Source organism: Bradyrhizobium sp. CB1015 (genome assembly GCF_025200925.1).
Taxonomy (GTDB): Bacteria; Pseudomonadota; Alphaproteobacteria; order Rhizobiales; family Xanthobacteraceae; genus Bradyrhizobium.
Genome location: NZ_CP104174.1, coordinates 6819163 through 6835071 on the forward strand (window position 1 = coordinate 6819163; position 15909 = coordinate 6835071).

General features: G+C 65.3%; 13 protein-coding genes and 1 pseudogene. 3 read left to right on the plus strand and 11 right to left on the minus strand.

Annotated features, from left to right (window positions below):
* Nucleotides 1-413: 413 nt before the first annotated feature.
* On the minus strand, nt 414-680 hold the full coding sequence (locus N2604_RS32030) for a hypothetical protein (RefSeq protein ID WP_260376355.1): 267 nt from the start codon (nt 678-680) through the stop codon (nt 414-416).
* 180 nt (nt 681-860) lie between these two features.
* On the opposite strand from N2604_RS32030, the gene N2604_RS32035 reads away from it, so the two are divergent.
* The 3 genes from N2604_RS32035 (at nt 861) to N2604_RS32045 (ending at nt 4969) form a co-directional block, all read left to right on the plus strand.
* Complete coding sequence (locus tag N2604_RS32035; RefSeq protein WP_260371980.1) at nt 861-2093, plus strand: SMP-30/gluconolactonase/LRE family protein; 1233 nt, start codon at nt 861-863, stop codon at nt 2091-2093.
* A 199-nt stretch (nt 2094-2292) separates the two neighbouring features.
* Nucleotides 2293-3402 (plus strand): calcium-binding protein, encoded by a 1110-nt coding sequence (locus N2604_RS32040; RefSeq protein WP_260371981.1) that lies wholly within the window; start codon nt 2293-2295, stop codon nt 3400-3402.
* Nucleotides 3403-3658: 256 nt separating this feature from the next.
* Complete coding sequence (locus N2604_RS32045) at nt 3659-4969, plus strand: ABC transporter substrate-binding protein (RefSeq protein WP_260371982.1); 1311 nt, start codon at nt 3659-3661, stop codon at nt 4967-4969.
* 443 nt (nt 4970-5412) lie between these two features.
* Here N2604_RS32045 and N2604_RS32050 read toward each other — a convergent pair.
* The 10 genes and pseudogenes from N2604_RS32050 to N2604_RS32095 all read right to left on the minus strand — a co-directional run bounded on the left by N2604_RS32050 (nt 5413) and on the right by N2604_RS32095 (nt 15894).
* Nucleotides 5413-6581 (minus strand): IS3 family transposase gene (locus tag N2604_RS32050; RefSeq protein ID WP_260371983.1). Its coding sequence is split into 2 segments (ribosomal slippage): nt 5413-6293 and nt 6293-6581, totalling 1170 coding nucleotides; the frame shifts between segments, so codons are not numbered across the junction.
* Between the two features lie 88 nt (nt 6582-6669).
* Entirely contained in the window at nt 6670-7839 is a 1170-nt protein-coding gene (locus tag N2604_RS32055) for a Gfo/Idh/MocA family protein (protein WP_260371984.1), read from the minus strand.
* Nucleotides 7840-7883: 44 nt separating this feature from the next.
* The gene (locus N2604_RS32060; RefSeq protein ID WP_260371985.1) at nt 7884-8198 is read right to left on the minus strand and encodes a septal ring lytic transglycosylase RlpA family protein; all 315 of its coding nucleotides are present in this window, start codon (nt 8196-8198) and stop codon (nt 7884-7886) included.
* 102 nt (nt 8199-8300) lie between these two features.
* Nucleotides 8301-9141: pseudogene (locus N2604_RS32065) on the minus strand (CmcJ/NvfI family oxidoreductase).
* A 639-nt stretch (nt 9142-9780) separates the two neighbouring features.
* Nucleotides 9781-10719, minus strand: coding sequence for an ABC transporter substrate-binding protein (locus N2604_RS32070; RefSeq protein ID WP_260371986.1), 939 nt, complete (start codon nt 10717-10719; stop codon nt 9781-9783).
* Entirely contained in the window at nt 10716-11816 is a 1101-nt protein-coding gene (locus N2604_RS32075) for an LLM class flavin-dependent oxidoreductase (protein ID WP_260371987.1), read from the minus strand. The genes N2604_RS32070 and N2604_RS32075 overlap by 4 nt, the downstream gene beginning before the upstream one ends.
* Before the next feature lie 20 nt (nt 11817-11836).
* Nucleotides 11837-13009 carry an acyl-CoA dehydrogenase family protein gene (locus N2604_RS32080; RefSeq protein WP_260371988.1) on the minus strand — a complete coding sequence of 391 codons (1173 nt, stop codon included), beginning with the start codon at nt 13007-13009 and terminating at the stop codon, nt 11837-11839.
* Entirely contained in the window at nt 13003-13800 is a 798-nt protein-coding gene (locus tag N2604_RS32085) for an ABC transporter ATP-binding protein (RefSeq protein WP_260371989.1), read from the minus strand. The genes N2604_RS32080 and N2604_RS32085 overlap by 7 nt, the downstream gene beginning before the upstream one ends.
* Nucleotides 13794-14816: an ABC transporter permease gene (locus N2604_RS32090; protein WP_260371990.1), complete on the minus strand. Its 1023-nt coding sequence runs from the start codon at nt 14814-14816 to the stop codon at nt 13794-13796. The genes N2604_RS32085 and N2604_RS32090 overlap by 7 nt, the downstream gene beginning before the upstream one ends.
* On the minus strand, nt 14794-15894 hold the full coding sequence (locus N2604_RS32095; protein ID WP_260371991.1) for an ABC transporter substrate-binding protein: 1101 nt from the start codon (nt 15892-15894) through the stop codon (nt 14794-14796). Before N2604_RS32095 ends, N2604_RS32090 begins: the two co-directional genes overlap by 23 nt.
* Between the last annotated feature and the right edge of the window lie 15 nt (nt 15895-15909).

A 15909-nucleotide genomic window follows, 5' to 3' on the forward strand; every position in this document is an offset into this window, starting at 1 on the left:
CAGGCGCATGGCGCCCAGCCGGCCCTCAGGGGCAAGTAAGAAGAAGGCCGCCAATAAGGAGGGTGGGCAGTGATGCGGCCGGGATCGCGGCGGCGGCCAGAGCCACCTCCCCCGAAATCCCCTCGATATGGCCGCGAATCAGCATTGCCAGACCCTTTTGAGCCTCAAATCCTCGGTCAAAACCGTTGACGGTTGGTTTCCGGGAGAGGCCCGATGCGGCCGTTTCTAGACGAGAAACGGGCGCAACTGCAACGCCAAAAGATGGTCAGGATAGGTGACCTAATAGCTCGATGGCGGCCGCCCGAATACATGGTCTGTATGAATACATGGCCTGTATGGAGTGAAGCGCAACGCCGGAACGCCGTCCTGGATTTCGCCTCCGCTCCATTTGGCCGGATTTGCGAGGGACACGCCTATCCCGTGCCGGTGCGACGGGCGCGCGCCCTACTCTCCCAACGGTTCAGCATCTGGCCGAGCTCGCCGGTGGACGCCCGCACGGCCGTGCCGGCCTTCACCTCGTTGGTGTTGGCCGGCGCTTTCGCTGAGAGCCAGTCCGGCTCCCTGTACTCGCGCCAGCGGCGTGCCTCCGCCCGCCTTTTTCGAGAGACGTGGTCCCGCGTGAAGTAGCCAGCCGCAAATGCGAACGAGAGAAGGATGACCAGGAAGACGACCTGCACAATGAGCTCCGGCTTTACCCCGCTAGCGCCCTGCACTCCAAACGCACTCGAAGGTGACGAAATTGCGACCTGCAATCACGCCGCGGTTTCAAGTCTACCCCTCGCAACCGGACGCGGACCGGACTAACCTTCACCTCGCTTGGCCGGATCAACCGGCCAGCCGAAGAAAACCGGGAGGATACGATGACACGCCAGGAGGCTCCTGAGCAGGAGCAGCGTGCGCAGCATGCTGCGCTTTCACGACGAACGCTGGTCGGCGGGCTGGCGCTCGGCGCCGCCGCCACGCTGGCGGGCCCCGCGCTGGCCCAGACCGGGCCTGCCGCACCGCCGACGACGATCACGACGCCGCCGCGCGATTTCGGACCCAACGGCGCGCCGACGACCTATTTCTGGGACCCCGACATCATCGCGGTCGATCCGTCCTTCAACGATCTCGCCCAGCCCAACACCGCGATCAAGCGTCTCTATACGGGCCTGTTGTGGGCCGAGGGCCCGGCGTGGAGTGCGCAAGGCCGCTATCTCTTGTGGAGCGACATTCCCAACAACCGGCAAATGCGCTGGACCGAGGACGACGGCCGCGTCAGCGTGTTCCGCTCGCCCTCCAACAACTCCAACGGCAACTCCTTCGACTTCCAGGGCCGCCAGCTCTCCTGCGAGCACCTGACGCGGCGGGTGACGCGCTACGAGCATGACGGCACCGCCACGGTGCTCGCGGACTCCTATCAGGGCAAGAAGCTGAACTCGCCGAACGACGTCGCCGCCCATCCCGACGGCAGCTATTGGTTCACCGATCCGCCCTATGGCGGCCAGCTCTACGAAGGCGAGCCCGACGTCGCGGGCGGTCCGAGCAATGCGGGCGGCAAGCTCAATCCGCGGATCGGTCAGCCGGCCGGCTTCGTGCCGGGCAAGCGCGAGCTGCCGACCAATTGCTACCGCATCGATCCCTCCGGCCGCATCGACCTCGTCGTCACCGAGGACCAGGTGCCCGACCCGAACGGGCTCTGCTTCTCGCCCGATTACAAGAAGCTCTACATTGCCTCGACCGGCAAAGGGCCGGGCGACACCGGCGCCGGCGGCAAAGGCGAGATCTTCGTGTTCGACGTCGGCAGCGATAACAAGCTGTCGAACCTGAAGAAGTTCAGCGATTGCGTGATCGACGGCGTGAAGTGCGGACCGGATGGCCTGCGCTGCGACGTCAACGGCAATCTCTGGGCTTCCAGCAATGCCGGCCGCGCCGTCGGCTACAGCGGCGTGACGGTGTGGTCGCCGGAGGGCAAGCTGCTCGGCCGCATCCGCCTGCCGGAAGTCTGCGGCAACGTCTGCTTCGGCGGTCCGAAGCGCAACCGCCTGTTCATGGCCGCGAGCCAATCGCTCTACGCCGTCTACACGGCGACGCAGGGCGCCGGGCCGGGCTGAGCGGCACTCTGCACGAGCGCGCGCCGGCGCAACGCGCCGGCGCGTTTTGTGACGATACCACGACGCGCTGATCGTCCCTTTTCCGACCGTCGAGCAAATCTCCGCCATCATAGCAACGAAGATAGGTCGCGCAGCAGAATCGTGGCGCGGCGTGAAAGCATGACGCTATCTCCAGCCGGCCTCGAGCATGAAGTGGGAGTTGCGCGATGCGCCGTATGCCAAACGACACCATCATCGTCAGCCTTGGAAGCCAGGAACTTGTGGTCGCGTACGAGACGCCGGTCTCCCGGTCGACGGTCGTGGCGGTAACGACACCATGATCGCGACGGTCGACGAAGGACCCAGCAGCCTGCTGTTCGTCGGTGACGAGGAGACCCTGGCGGGCCGATCGCATGGGGGCAACGACCTTCTTGTCGCGACGCTCGAGGGGCGACTGCTCTATACGGACCTCGACGGCGACGCGCTGATCATGTCCGACCAGGCCCATGGCGGCAACGACGTGCTGCACGTCGAGGCCTCGAACGCGACCTTTGCGAACGTTTATCTCTCGGGCGACGCCGGCATGGTCATGACCGGCGACGCCAGGGGCGGCAATGACCTCATCTCGGCAGAGATGGGCGACAGATCATATGGTCAGTTCAGCGGCGATTCCGGAGGGCTGATGAGCGGCAACGCTCAGGGCGGCAACGACGTCGTCAGCGTGGTCCATGCCGGCCCCTCCAGCTTCGCGTCGATATCGGGTGATGCCTTGTCGTCCATGAGCGGCGATGCACACGGCGGCAATGACATCCTCATCTGTAGGGTCGGCGGCGATGCGCGGTCCGGCGGCGCATCGCTGTTCGGCGATAGCGGTTACATGATCGACAACGCCCGTGGTGGCGATGACGTCCTGATCGCAATCGTCGACAGCAATGCGGAATCGGCTTCAATCACGCTGATCGGCGATGCCGGGGAGATGATCGGCAACGCGCAAGGCGGCAATGATATCCTCTACGGAAGCAATCGCGACGATCGGCTGTTTGGCGATGCACAGACCTACGCCCCCGCCGTGGACGGCTCGATCGCGGGCGGCCGGGACGTTCTCAACGGCGGCGGCGGTAACGATCAGATCTGGGGCGGACCGAACAACGACCTGTTCATCTTCAATACGGTTTCGGGCCAGGACGTGATCAACGATTTCGATCAGGGCAACGCGGCTGGGGGCAGCACCGCAGCGGAGCACGACGTCATCGACCTGCAAGATTACGGCCTGGCAGGATGGAGCGCGTTGAAGAGCCTGATCGGCGACGACGGCTCCGGCACGCCGTGATCCACCTGACGAGCGATGACGCGATCACGCTGAACGGAATCCACGCGGCCGATCTGAAGACCACGGATTTCATCATCTGAACCACGGTGCGATCGCTCGGTCGCCCAGCTCTCCCGCGCCGACCGCTCATTTCGCATTTGCGTTCTATGCCGCGGACGGCGGACCTCGACTTTCGCGATGTTGACTTTCCGCCGTCCCGCTCCCCATACTTCGTGAACAACAACAAGATCAAACGACGGTTTTGAGGGAGGATAGGATGCCGACTTCACGCAGGCAGCTGCTGAAGACCTCGGCGGCTGCCGCCGCCGCACTCAGCCTCGATTGGACACGCGCCCAGGCACAAGCCGACAATTTACGCATCGGCCTGATCTACGACCTCACCGGCCCCTTCGCCGCCGGCGGCTCGGTCGCCTCGTCGATCGGGGCGCAGATCGCCATCGATCTCGTCAACGAGAAGGGCGGTGTCGGCGGCAAATACAAGGTTGCTGCGGTCGCCGCGGATTCGCAGAGTAAGCCCGACGTTGCGATCAACGAGGCCGAACGCCTGATCAGCCAGGAGAAGATCGACATCCTCAACGGCGTCTATGCGAGCTCGCATGCGGTGCCGCTCGCGGCCAAGGTCGAGCAGCAGAAGAAGATCCTCTGGATCACGACCGCGGTCTCGACCGCCGTGTTCAAGGACAAGAACCTGCAATACGTGTTTCGCGCACAGATCCATTCGGATCAATACGGCCAGGCTTTTGCAAGCTTCCTCACCGAGCATGCCAAAGCCAAGCTCGGCATGGACCCGAAGGAGGTCAAGGTCGCGTTGATCCACGAGGACGGCCCCTATGGGGTCGGCGTTGCCTCCGCCGACGAGACTTACGCCAAGGAGGCCGGCATCCAGGTCGTATTGCGCGAGGGCTATTCTGCCTCGGCGCCCGATCTCTCGGTGCTCGTCACCAAGATCAAGCGCGCCAAGGCCGACGTGATTTCGCATGCGGGCTACAACCCTGACATCACCTTGTTCCTGCGTCAGGCGCGCGAGAGCGGGTTGCGCTTCAAGATGTTGTTCGGGGCCGGCGCCGGCTACAGCCAGCTCGACAAGCTGCGTGCCACTTTCGGCGCAGACATCGACAATTTCTGCAACATCGACCCGGTGCCGGCGCAGCTGCTCGATCCCGCCAAGCTCGCGCCCGGCATGGGCGATCTGATCAACGCGATGGTCACGCGCTACAAAACCAAGACCGGCGCCACCGACGTGCCGCCGCACTGCTCGATGGGCTTCAACCAGACCTGGGTGCTGCTCAACAACGTGCTGCCGATCGCCAAGGAGAAATACGGCAGCTTCGAGCCCGAGGCGATCCGGAAAGCGGCGCTCGACGTCGACATCCCCGCCGGCGGCACGATCCAGGGCTATGGCGTGAAATTCTTCCCGCCGGGCACGCCGCTCTCCGGCCAGAACGAACGCTCGACGCCGGTCGTGATGCAGAACGCCGGCGAGCACATCTCCGTGGTGTGGCCGACCAACATCCGCACGCAGGACCCGGTCTTCCCGTTGCCGAAGGGCTCAACCTACGGGGCGTGAATGCGCGGCGCTCTCCCACCCTCCCCTGGAGGGCAGGGCTATCGCATTTGAGAGCTTTTCCCTGCAGCCATCCTTCGAGACGCCCGCTTTGGGCGGGCTCCTCAGGATGAGGGCGGAGTGCGCGGCAACAGTTTCAACGAGCACTGACGCTGATTAGCCTCATCCTGAGGAGGCGCGTCAGCGCCGTCTCGAAGGACGAGGCGTGCGCGCAGGCCGACGTCACAAGTCATATGCGATAGCCCTGCCCTGGAGGGGGAGGGTCGCTTCACGTCGAGCGAAGCGAGAGGTGAAGCGGGGTGGGGTGATCTCTCCACACGGGCACTGCCCAAGCGGAGAGATCACCCCACCCCGCTCGCGCTTCGCGCGATCGACCCTCCCCCTCCAGGGGAGGGTAAGAGAGCAACTCCGCGGTCCCTGATCTTCCCCCGAAAAAGTGGACGGGTTTAAGCGGCTTTTAGCTCCATCTCGATCGGGGCGATATATCCGATTGCGGAATGGAGCCGGGTTCGGTTGTAGAAGCCCTCGATGAAGGCGAAGATGTCGCGCTGGGCCTCGGCGCGGGTGTTGTAGTCGCGATGATGGATCAGCTCGGTTTTCAAGGTATGGAAGAAGCTCTCCATCGGGGCATTGTCGTAGCAATCGGCCTTGCGGCTCATTGATGCCACGATGCCGGCGCCGGTGAGGACCTTGCGATAGGCATGTGAGGCATACTGCACACCGCGATCGGAGTGGTGGATCAATCCGGCCAGCGGCCGTTGCTGCTGGATGGCCATCGTCAGCGCCGCGGATGCGAGCTCGACCTGGATATGGTCTTGCATGGCCCAGCCGACGATCTTTCGGCTGAACAGATCCATGACGGCCGCCAGATACAGCCAGCCCTCCGCGGTCGGGATGTAGGTGATATCGGCGAGCCAGACCCGGTTCGGGGCGGGAGCGGTGAAGTCGCGCGCGATCAGGTTCGGTGCGATCGGGAGGTCGTGACGGCTGTCGGTGGTGCGCACCCGGCGTGGCGGCGCCATGATGGCGCGGATACCGTGCCGGTGCATCAGCCGCTCGATCCGGCCACGGCTGGCGCCGCGGCCCTGCTTGCGCAGGACGGCATGGACGCGAGGACTGCCGTAACGCCCGCTGCTGTCTTGATGGACTTGCCGGATCGCGGCCAGGAGGCTGGCATTGGATTTGGTCCGCTCGCTCACCGGGCGATCGCGCCAGGCGTAATAGCCGGCCGGCGAGACCTCGAGCACGGCACACATCAGCCGCACCGGATAGGCGTCGCGGTGGTCTTCGATGAAGCGGAAGCTCATGTCCGGGTTCCGGCGAAGATCGCGATCGACTTTTTTAAAATGTCGCGCTCCATGCGCAGCCGTTCGTTCTCCTGACGCAGGCGGGCGATCTCCGAAGCCTGGTCCGCCGACATCGGCGTCGCCTGCGTGGTGGGGCGCCACGCCGCCGATGTCGGCTCCTGCCGGAGCTTGTCAACCCAGCGCCGCAGCACCGAGTCGCGCAGACCGAGTTCCTTGGCAACCGACCCGATCGAGCGCCCGCTCGACAAAGCCAACTCGACGGCTTGGTGCTTGTACTCTTCGGTAAATGACCGACGTTGACGTTCCATTCGACACCTCCGGGCTCAATGAGCCTACTACAGGTGTCCACTTATTCGGAGGAGCTTCAACTCCGCGGTCCCAGCCAACGATCTCCCCCTACAACACCACCCGTCTCCCCTCCTCCGCCGCCCAATACCCGGCGTAGTTCACCTTTATCGTCTCATAGGCCAGCGCGAGATCCGACAGCGGCTGCCGGCCCGTCGCGGCGCACTCCATGAAGTCCTGGATCTCCTGCAAGTAGCCGCGCGTCCATTCCTCCTCGAGGCAGACATATTGCCAGCCGGTCTTGCGATCGACCTTCTCGGTGATGCAGACGCTCGCGAGCTTCTCCTCGCTGGTCTGATAGCTCATCAGATGATTGTTCGGCGTGATGTTGGCGAACAGGGAGCCGCCGCTCGTATAGGTCTCGATCAGATTGCGCACGCCGCCCATGATCATGTCGCCGGAGAACACCGTCGCCTTGGTGCCGTCCGAGAAAGTGGCGGTGAGCGTGCCCCAGTCCTCGACGTCGACGGGATTGGCCTTGATGTAGCTGCGCTCCGCGGGCTTCAGCCCGGCGGTGACGTTGCCGACATCGCCGGTGACGCTGGCGACGCGGATGCGCTCGCCGCGCGCCTTGGCTTCGACCTGCTTCAGATACAGCACGGCCGAAAGCGGATGGCAGCCCATGCGGATCAGCGAGCCGCCGCCCGTCATCGCCCACTGCGCAGCATGCGCGGCGTGCGAGCCGGAATGGCTCTCCTCGCCCTTCATGAACAGGATCTTGTCCTTAGTCGCCTTGATGATCTCGGCGGTCTTTGTCACCGCCGGCGCGTAGATCCAGTCCTCGGCATACATGAAGAGCTTGTCCGTGCGCTCGATCGCGGCGCGCGTCCTGTCCATCTCTTCGATCACGCGCTCATACATCAGCGCCTTCGGCACGTGCTTGCCGATCGGCTGCTGATCGCCTTCGCGGCCGAAATAGCCGGCGAACGGCTTTTCGCAGATGACATGCTTGCCGGCCTCCATGGCGGCGACGATCATCTCGGCGTGAAGATTGGGCGGGGTGCAGATGTCGACGACATCGAGATCGCGGTCTGCGATCAGCTCGGCGAAGCTACGGTAAACACGCGGGATATCGTGATGCCGGGCGAACGCGACAACCTTGTCGCCGCGGGCAGCGACCGCCGCGACCTCGACGTCAACCCCATAGACGCGCCGGAACGCATACATGTGCAGCTCCGACACGAAGCCGCAGCCGACGAGTCCCACCCTGATCCTGGCCATGGCGCCCCCTTTGCATTGGGCGGCACTATAGCGCGCTCGGACGTCTAATCCACCGAGACCCGCACCACGCCGGCGCTCATCATACCGAGCGCCCGGGCGGCTGGCACCGAGAGATCGACGATGCGGCCGCGGATGAAGGGGCCGCGATCATTGACGCGGCACTGAATCGTGCGCCCGCTGTAGGACACCCTGAGCACCGTGCCGAACGGGCGCGTGCGGTGGGCGCAGGTCAGCTCGCCGCCTTTGCCGGCTTTTGCGTATCCGTAGTATGAAGCAAGCCCGGTTTCAGCGTGGGCAACAGAAAAGGCAAAAAGCAAAAAGCTGGCCAGAGCTACCAATAGCGTCGTCTGCGCGTGCACGGCACCCTCCGGGTTGCCCTGCCCGGCGATGCAAACGTCGCTTTGTTCCCGAGAGTTCCGGGAACATTGCCGGGCGATGCCCGTCAATGCCATCACACTTTGTTACTGCCGGTGGAACACCAGCGTGCGCACCGCTTTCGCGGGGCGCTGCATCGGCCGGCGTGCTCGGATCGACGAACGCGGTGTGCGGGCCGAAACGGGTGCGGCCGTCGGTTGCGGAATCGTAGCACTTCAGCAGCAGCGCCTCGTCCGGCGTCATCTCGGGGAAATAGAACCAGCGGTGGTTCGGATTGTATTTCACCGAATAGGTCTCGCCGCGGCGGTTGGGATAGATCAGGTCGGAGGCGACGAGGTCTTCCGGTGCCACCGTCGTGCCATCGGCCATGGCAAGCGGTGAATCGCGCAAGGGGCCGCGGATCGGCCGCCACAGATTGATCACCTGCACCCGGCCTTTCAGCAGCTCCTCGGCTTCATCAGGCAGATGCTCGCGCACGCGGTTGGCGCCGGAGATCGCGGTCTGGTCGACATGGACGCGCGTCGCCGGCTGACGCGGCCCGCCGCCGCGGATATCAGGCGCGCCTTCGACACGCTTGCGCACGGTGTGGTCGAAGATGAAGACGCGGTCGGCCTTCAGCGTCGCGCGCAGGAACGCCTCGACCGCTGGATAGTAGACGCTGCGGATTTCCTCGTCGTTGTAAAAATCCTTCACCTGCGTCGGGTGACGCACCAGCGCAAAACCTTCGCGATCCAGCGAGAAATTCTGCGCGATCAGCCGCGCATCGAAGATCGGCACCTGATGCGGCTCCGGCAGCGAGGTGCTTTTCGGCTCACCCGGCGGCGGATCGAACGCGTAGGTGCGCGGCTTGCCGTCGATTGGCGCGAGATAGTTGAGTTCGGCAGTGACGAAGGGAAGCGATTCGATTTTTGTTTCTTGCAGGCCCATGGCCGGTCTCCCGATGTGGTCGTCGGATTGATCTTTGCGAGAGTGCGCAGTGCCGCAAGAGGTGCGATGCAAATAGCAATGAGAGAGTTGTCGTCGGTACAAAGTGCAGAAGGATTGTTTCAACGAGGTCGATTGCGCTGGAAACCTCCTCCTTTTCTCACGACTTCTTGAAGCGCCCGTGAGCGCTACTTCCTTCTCCGCTCGTGGGAGAAGGTAGCGCGAAGCTCTCTCTTACCCTCCCCTGGAGGAGAGGGTCGATCGCGCGAAGCGCGAGCGGGGTGGGGTGATCTTTCCACTCGGGCACCGCCAGATGTGGAGAGACAGTCACCCCACCCCGTCTCACGTTTCGCTGCGCTCAACGCGAGCCGACCCTCCCCCTCCAGGGTAGGGCTATCGCATTTGAGAGCTTTTCCCTGCAGCCATCCTTCGAGACGCCCGCTTTGGGCGGGCTCCTCAGGATGAGGGCGGAGGTGCGCGGCTGCAGTTTCAACGAGCACTGACGCTGATTAGCCTCATCCTGAGGAGGCGCGTAAGCGCCGTCTCGAAGGACGAGGCGTGCGCGCAGGCCGCCGCCACAAGTCATATGCGATAGCCCTGCCCTCCAGGGGAGGGTGAGACCGTCCGCGGACGCTAGCGCGGCTACAATCCCGCCTTCGCGATCGCGTCCGTGAAGGAGCGGTCGACGATCTCCGCTGCATCCAGCTTCTGCTTGATCAGGCCCCAGCGGAAATAGAGGTCGATCGTGGCCTGCTCATCCGCGACCACGCCGTCATCGATCGGCGCGATGCGAATCTTGGCGCGCGACAGCCAGTTCTGCGGCACGGCGGTGGGGATGTTCATCAGCCTGCCCCAGGTCGCAGCATAGCTGTCGATATTGTTCAGCGACCACGCCCGCGCCGCGGTGAGGCGGCGGATGAAGTCCGTCAGCTCGGCGCGCTTGTCCCTGATCGCGTCGGGCCGCGCGACTTGGAAGCTCAGCCCCGGCGTCAGCCCTTCCGAGGTGATGATGCGCCGCGACCTGAACAGCACCTCCTCCTGGCTCACATAAGGCTCCCAGGTCGACCATGCATCGACCGAGCCTTGCGTGTAGGCGATCTTGGCATCCGACGGTGCCAGGAACGCGATCTGCACGTCATTTGCGCTCCAGCCGTTCTTCTCCAGCGCGGCCAGGATCAGCTGATGGCCGATCGAGCCGCGGCCGGTCGCGATCTTCTTACCCCGGAGATCGGCAAAGCTCTTGATCGGCGAGTTCTCGGGTACGAGGATGGCGAGCCCCTCGCGCGTCTGCCGGATAGCCGCGATCGCCTTCACCGGCGCGCCGGAGGCGGCGGCGAAGGTGAAGGGCGCATCGCCGACGAGGCCGGTCTCGATCGCGCCGGCGCTGAGCGCCTCCAGCAGCGGCGCCGCCGCCGGAAACTCCCTCCACTCGATCTTGTAGGGGACGTCCTTGAGCACGCCGGCCGCTTCCATCACGGCCTGCGCGTTGCCCTTCTGGTCCCCGACGCGCAAGGTGGTTTGCGCGGCTGCGACTTCAAGCGAAGCGAACAGCAGCGCGCCGGCCAACATCAGGCGGATCATTCCGCGGCCTCACCGCGAACGGCCTGGCGCTTGGCGACCAGCTCGCGCGTCAGCGGGATCAGCTCACGGCCGTATTCGATGGCATCGATCAGTGGATCGAAGCCGCGGATCAGGAAATGACTGATGCCGAGATCGTAATAATCGCCGAAGACCTCCGCGACCTGCTCGGGCGTGCCGACGAGTGCGGTGGTGTTGCTGTTGGCGCCGGTGAGCTTTGCGATCTCGGTCCAGAGCCGCTTGTCGATGCGGCTGCCCTGATCGGCGAGCGCGAGCAGGCGCCGCGCCCCGGCCGTGGCATGGCCGTCGGCGGGCCTGCGGTAGCCGGTCTTGTCCTGCAGCGCAGTAGCGCGCGCCAGAATTTCCTCAGCCTTCTCCCAGGCCTGCTTCTCGGTCGGCGCAATGATCGGCCGCACCGACAGGCTGAAGCGCGGCGCCGGCCGCCCCTGCCGCACCGCGGCGTTGTGGACGCGCGAGGTGACGTCGCGCACCTGCGCGTAGGATTCGCCCCACAGCGCAAAGGTGTCGGCGTGCTTGCCGGCGACGTCGATCGCCGCATCCGAGGCGCCGCCGAAATAGACGCGGATGCCCTCGGGACGATAGGGCTTCACCTGCGAGAAGGCGTTCTCGACCTGGTAGTACTTGCCCTTGTAGCTGAACGGCTTGTCGCTGCTCCATTCCAGCTTGAGCACGTCGAGGAATTCGGAGGTGCGGGCATAGCGCTCGTCCTTGTCGTCGAGCGTATTGCCGTCCTGCCTGAGCTCGGTGGCGTTGCCGCCGGTGATGACATGGAGGGCAACACGGCCGCGGGAGAACTGATCGAGCACCGCGAACTGCCGCGCCAGCAATGTCGGCGCGGTGAAGCCGGGCCGCTGCGCGATCAGCACGTTGAGGCGGGACGTCACGTTGAGCACGTGCTGCGCGATCTGAAGCGAGTCGGGTGAGGTCGAATGAAACGCCAGCAGCGCGCGGTCGAAGCCGGCGTTTTCGTGCGCCTTCGCCACCGTCTCGATATGGGTCGGATTGAGCACCGGCCCTTCCCGGACGATGGTCTCGGACGAATTGTTGTTGCTGATGAAACCGATGAACTCGATCGACATGACCGTCTCCCTGTCGATTCCTAGAGGCCGAGTGCGAGGCGGCCGAGGCCGATGCGCGTGGAATCGTCCTGCGGCGTGTGCACGCGGCCGCACAGCACGTCGCGATAATGCCGCTCCAACGGATTGGCACGGTTGAGCCCGTGGTTGCCCGTCAGCGACAGGGCATCCTCGACGACGGCAACGGCGTTGTTGGTGACCGTCAGCTTGATGACGTTGGATTCACCGGCGGAGAGATCGACGCCATCGTCGAAGTCGCGGGCGAACGTGTCGATCAGCCGCGCGTTGACCGCAAGCCGCGCCTCGATCGCGCCGAGGATCTCCTGCGCGCGCGGCAAGGTCGCCAGCGGCGCGCCGAGGCTGGCGGGCACGCGCTGCTTCAGGAACGTGATCAGCCAGTCGCGCGCGGCACGCGCAACGCCGTCATAGATCGCGGCGACGAAGACGGTGTGGACGGTTGCCTGCGTGACGTCGAGCGTGCGCCAGTCCGCCGGCTTGCGTACGTCGACCTCGGCATCGAGCGGGATCACGACGTCGTCGAAGATGACGTCGTGGCTGCCGCTGGCGCGCAGGCCGTGATGGTCCCAGGTCTCGACGAGACGCGTGCCCGGCAGGCCCGCCGGCACCAGGAACTGGCCGACCCGCGGCTCGGCCTCGTCGGTGCGCGCCCAGACCAGGTACCATTTCAGGATCGGCGATCCCGTCGAGTAGATCTTGTGGCCGGAGAGCCGCCAGCCGGTCTCGGTGCGCCGCGCGATCGTCGCCGGCAGGCCGCCGCGCGCCGGCGAGCCGAGCTCCGGCTCAACGCGCAGCGCGTTGATGAGCGCAAGGCCCTCGACGCTCTCCCGCGCGAGCTTGCGCGACAGCCGCGCCGGCCAGGTTGGGCTGCGCGCCATGACGAGATAATTGATGTAATGCATCGACAGCACCAGTGCAGTCGACGGATCGGCCTTGCCGAGAATGCCGAGCACGCGCGCGGCATATCGCGCGCCGGCACCGGCGCCGCCATGGACCGCCGGCACCGTCAGCGACAGCAAGCCCGCCTCCGACAGCTCGTGAAAATTCTCGAAGGGAAAGCTGCCGATGCGGTCGTGCTCGGCCGCGCGCGCCGCAAAGCTTGCCGCAAGCGTCGCTGCGCGGGCGACGTAGTCGGGCTCGCTGTGAGCCTTGCGGCCCTCGGCTATGGAGGTCACCATGTGGCGTCCAGTCCCAACAGGCCAAGGATCTGACGGCGCAGGTCAGCCAGATACGGATCGCCGCGATGGCGCGGATACGGTCGGTCGACACGAATGTCGGCCTTCACGCGCGCGGGACGCTCGCTGAACACGACGACGCGGTTGGCCAGCACCAGCGCTTCCTCCGCATCATGCGTCACCAGCAGCGTGGTAAACCCCTTGCGCTGCCAGAGCGCGACGAGCTCGGCCTGCATGGTGATGCGGGTCAGCGAGTCCAGTTTTCCCAGGGGCTCGTCCAGGATCAGGATCTTGGGATCGTTGACCAGCGCCCGCGCCAGCGCGACGCGCTGCGCCATGCCGCCGGAGAGCTGGTGCGGATAGGCGTTGCGGAACGAAGCAAGGCCAACGAGATCGAGTGCGTCATCGACGCGCTGGCGCTGGCTCCTCAAAATGCCCTGGGCCTCGAGACCCAGGGCGACGTTGTCCCAGACCGAACGCCAGGGAAACAGGGTCGGATCCTGGAACACGACGACGCGCGAGGGATGCGGGCTCCGGATGCGCGCCTCGTCCTCCCGCAGCCTTCCCGCCTTGGGCTTGTCGAGCCCGGCGACCAGCCGGAGCAACGTCGACTTGCCGCAGCCGGACGGGCCGAGCAGCGCGACGAACTCGCCGGGCTCCACCGAAATCGAAACGTCGCTCAGCACCGGCAGCTCGGCCCCGTCGATGTCGAAGGCGTGGCTGACCTGCTCGATGTCGAGCGCGGCGCCGGCGTCCGGATGCGTGACCGCTTCGGCAAGAGCTGTGGCTACCATTTGACGGTCCCCTTCTGCCAGACCAGGAGCCGGTCGCGGATCGCAAACAGCAGCGTGATCGCGCCGGAGCAGAGCAGCGACATCACGATCAGCGCCGCATACATGTTGGCGTAGGCGGCCCAGCCCTGCGCCCATTGCAGGTACCAGCCGAGCCCGGCCTTGACGCCGATCATCTCGGCGACGACGAGCACCGCAAAGGACGAGCCGAGCCCCATGAACAGGCCGACGAAGACGTGCGGCAGCGCGGCGGGGATCGCGACCTTCAGCACCAGGAACGACGGCTTTGCCCCCAGCGTGCGCGCGACGTCGTAATAGGCGTTGCTGACGCTCGCAACGCCCGACCAGGTCAGCACCGTCACCGGAAAGCCAGTCGCCAGCGCGATCAGGAAGGTCGAGGCGCTCCAGCTCGACGGGAAGGTGAAGAACGCGATCGGCAGCCAGGCGGTCGCCGGCAGCGGGCCGATGAAGCGCAGCACCGGATGCACCCAATAGCCGACCGCGCGCGACCAGCCGATCGAGACACCGGTCAGGAAACCGATCGTCGCGCCGATCAGATAGCCGCCGAGCTGCAGCTTCACGGACGCGAAGACGCTGTCGAGCAGTTTTGGCAGATCGTCGGTGTAGACTTCGATGATCGCCTGCGGCGGCGGAAAGAACGGCAGCGGCAGCCAGGCGAATTTTGCCGTCGCGACCTCCCACACCGTCAGGAACGCCCCGAGCGCGACCAGCCACGGCGCCCGCTTGTGCAGCGCCTGTCCCGCCGATCCCAGATAGTCGGCGCCGACGGTGCCGAACAGCGCGAGCGCCGCGATGATGAAGGCGGCAATGCCGAGCGAATGCGTGCGCGACCAGTCGCCGACATCCTGCCACCACAGGCAGGACAGGCCGAAGGCGATCCAGGCGACGCTGGCGAGAACGCCGACGCCGGACTCCCGGATCCAGCTCGCCAGCAGCGGCAAGCGCGAAGTGCGCGGCGCGCCGGAGGCGAGGCCGTCAGACAGCGAATACGTCGACATAGATGCGCTCCGCGAATTTGGCGGTGTCGGTGCTCTGCTTGAAGACCTGCACGCTCTTGAGATCGTCCGCATAGGCCTTGAGCTCGCGCTTGAGCACATCGCCGACGGGATGATGATGGTGGGTGTGGTAACGCACCATGCCCTCGATGTCGGCGAGCGTCGCCGCCTTCGGCGCGTAAGGCTGGAACGATTTTGCCGCGACCGCAGAGTTCTGCGCGGTGAACATCGCGGCATCGAGCAGCGCCTGCGTGATGGCGCGCGCGACCTGCGGTTCCTCGCGTACCAGGCTGCCGCGCAGGCCGAGAATGCAGCAGCTCTTTTCGCGGTACTCGCCGTCGAGATTGGAGGCGACCTCCTTGTATTGCGTGTCCTTGAGCCAGAGATAGGCGAGCGGGTCTGACGACAGGAACGCCTGCACCTCGCCCTTCTCCACGGCGACGTTGAGCAGGTTGCCGGGATAAGCGCGCCAGTCGACATCCTTGACCGGATCGATGCCGAGCTTGGCCAATTGGATCGAGAAGAAGTTCTTGTCGGGGCCGGCGAGATCGCCGACCGCGACGATCTTGCCCTTGAGGTCGGCAAGCTTCGATACGCCGGAATCGGTGCGCGACAGCACGCGCATGCAGCCGCCATGGGTGCCCGCGGCGATCTTGACGTCAAAGCCCTGCTCCAGCGGTTTCAGCCAGCGCAGCGCCATGCCGAGACCGGCATCGCTCTTGCCGGTCGCGATGGCCTCGAGCAGCTGATCGGTCGAACCGGAATAATTGACGAGCTCGACATCGAGATTGTGCTTCTGGAAGAAGCCGTGCTCGATCGCAACCGGCACCGGCGCGAGACAGACGGCGCCGGCATTCCACGACAGCTTCAGCTTGCGCGGCGCACCGGTGAGCGCGGGCGCGTCGGAGGCCGTGCGGCACAGCGGAAACTCGGAGAGGTCGACACCGGGCACGATGGCGCGCGGCGCAAAGGCCTGCGCGCCCAGAGCGCCGAGCGGCGCCGCGAAAGCAGCGGCAAGCCCTGCCTGAAGCAGGTGGCGCCGCTCGAGTTTCGATCCGCTGCGCTGGTTGTCGTTATTCATCGGCCCCTGGCTCCT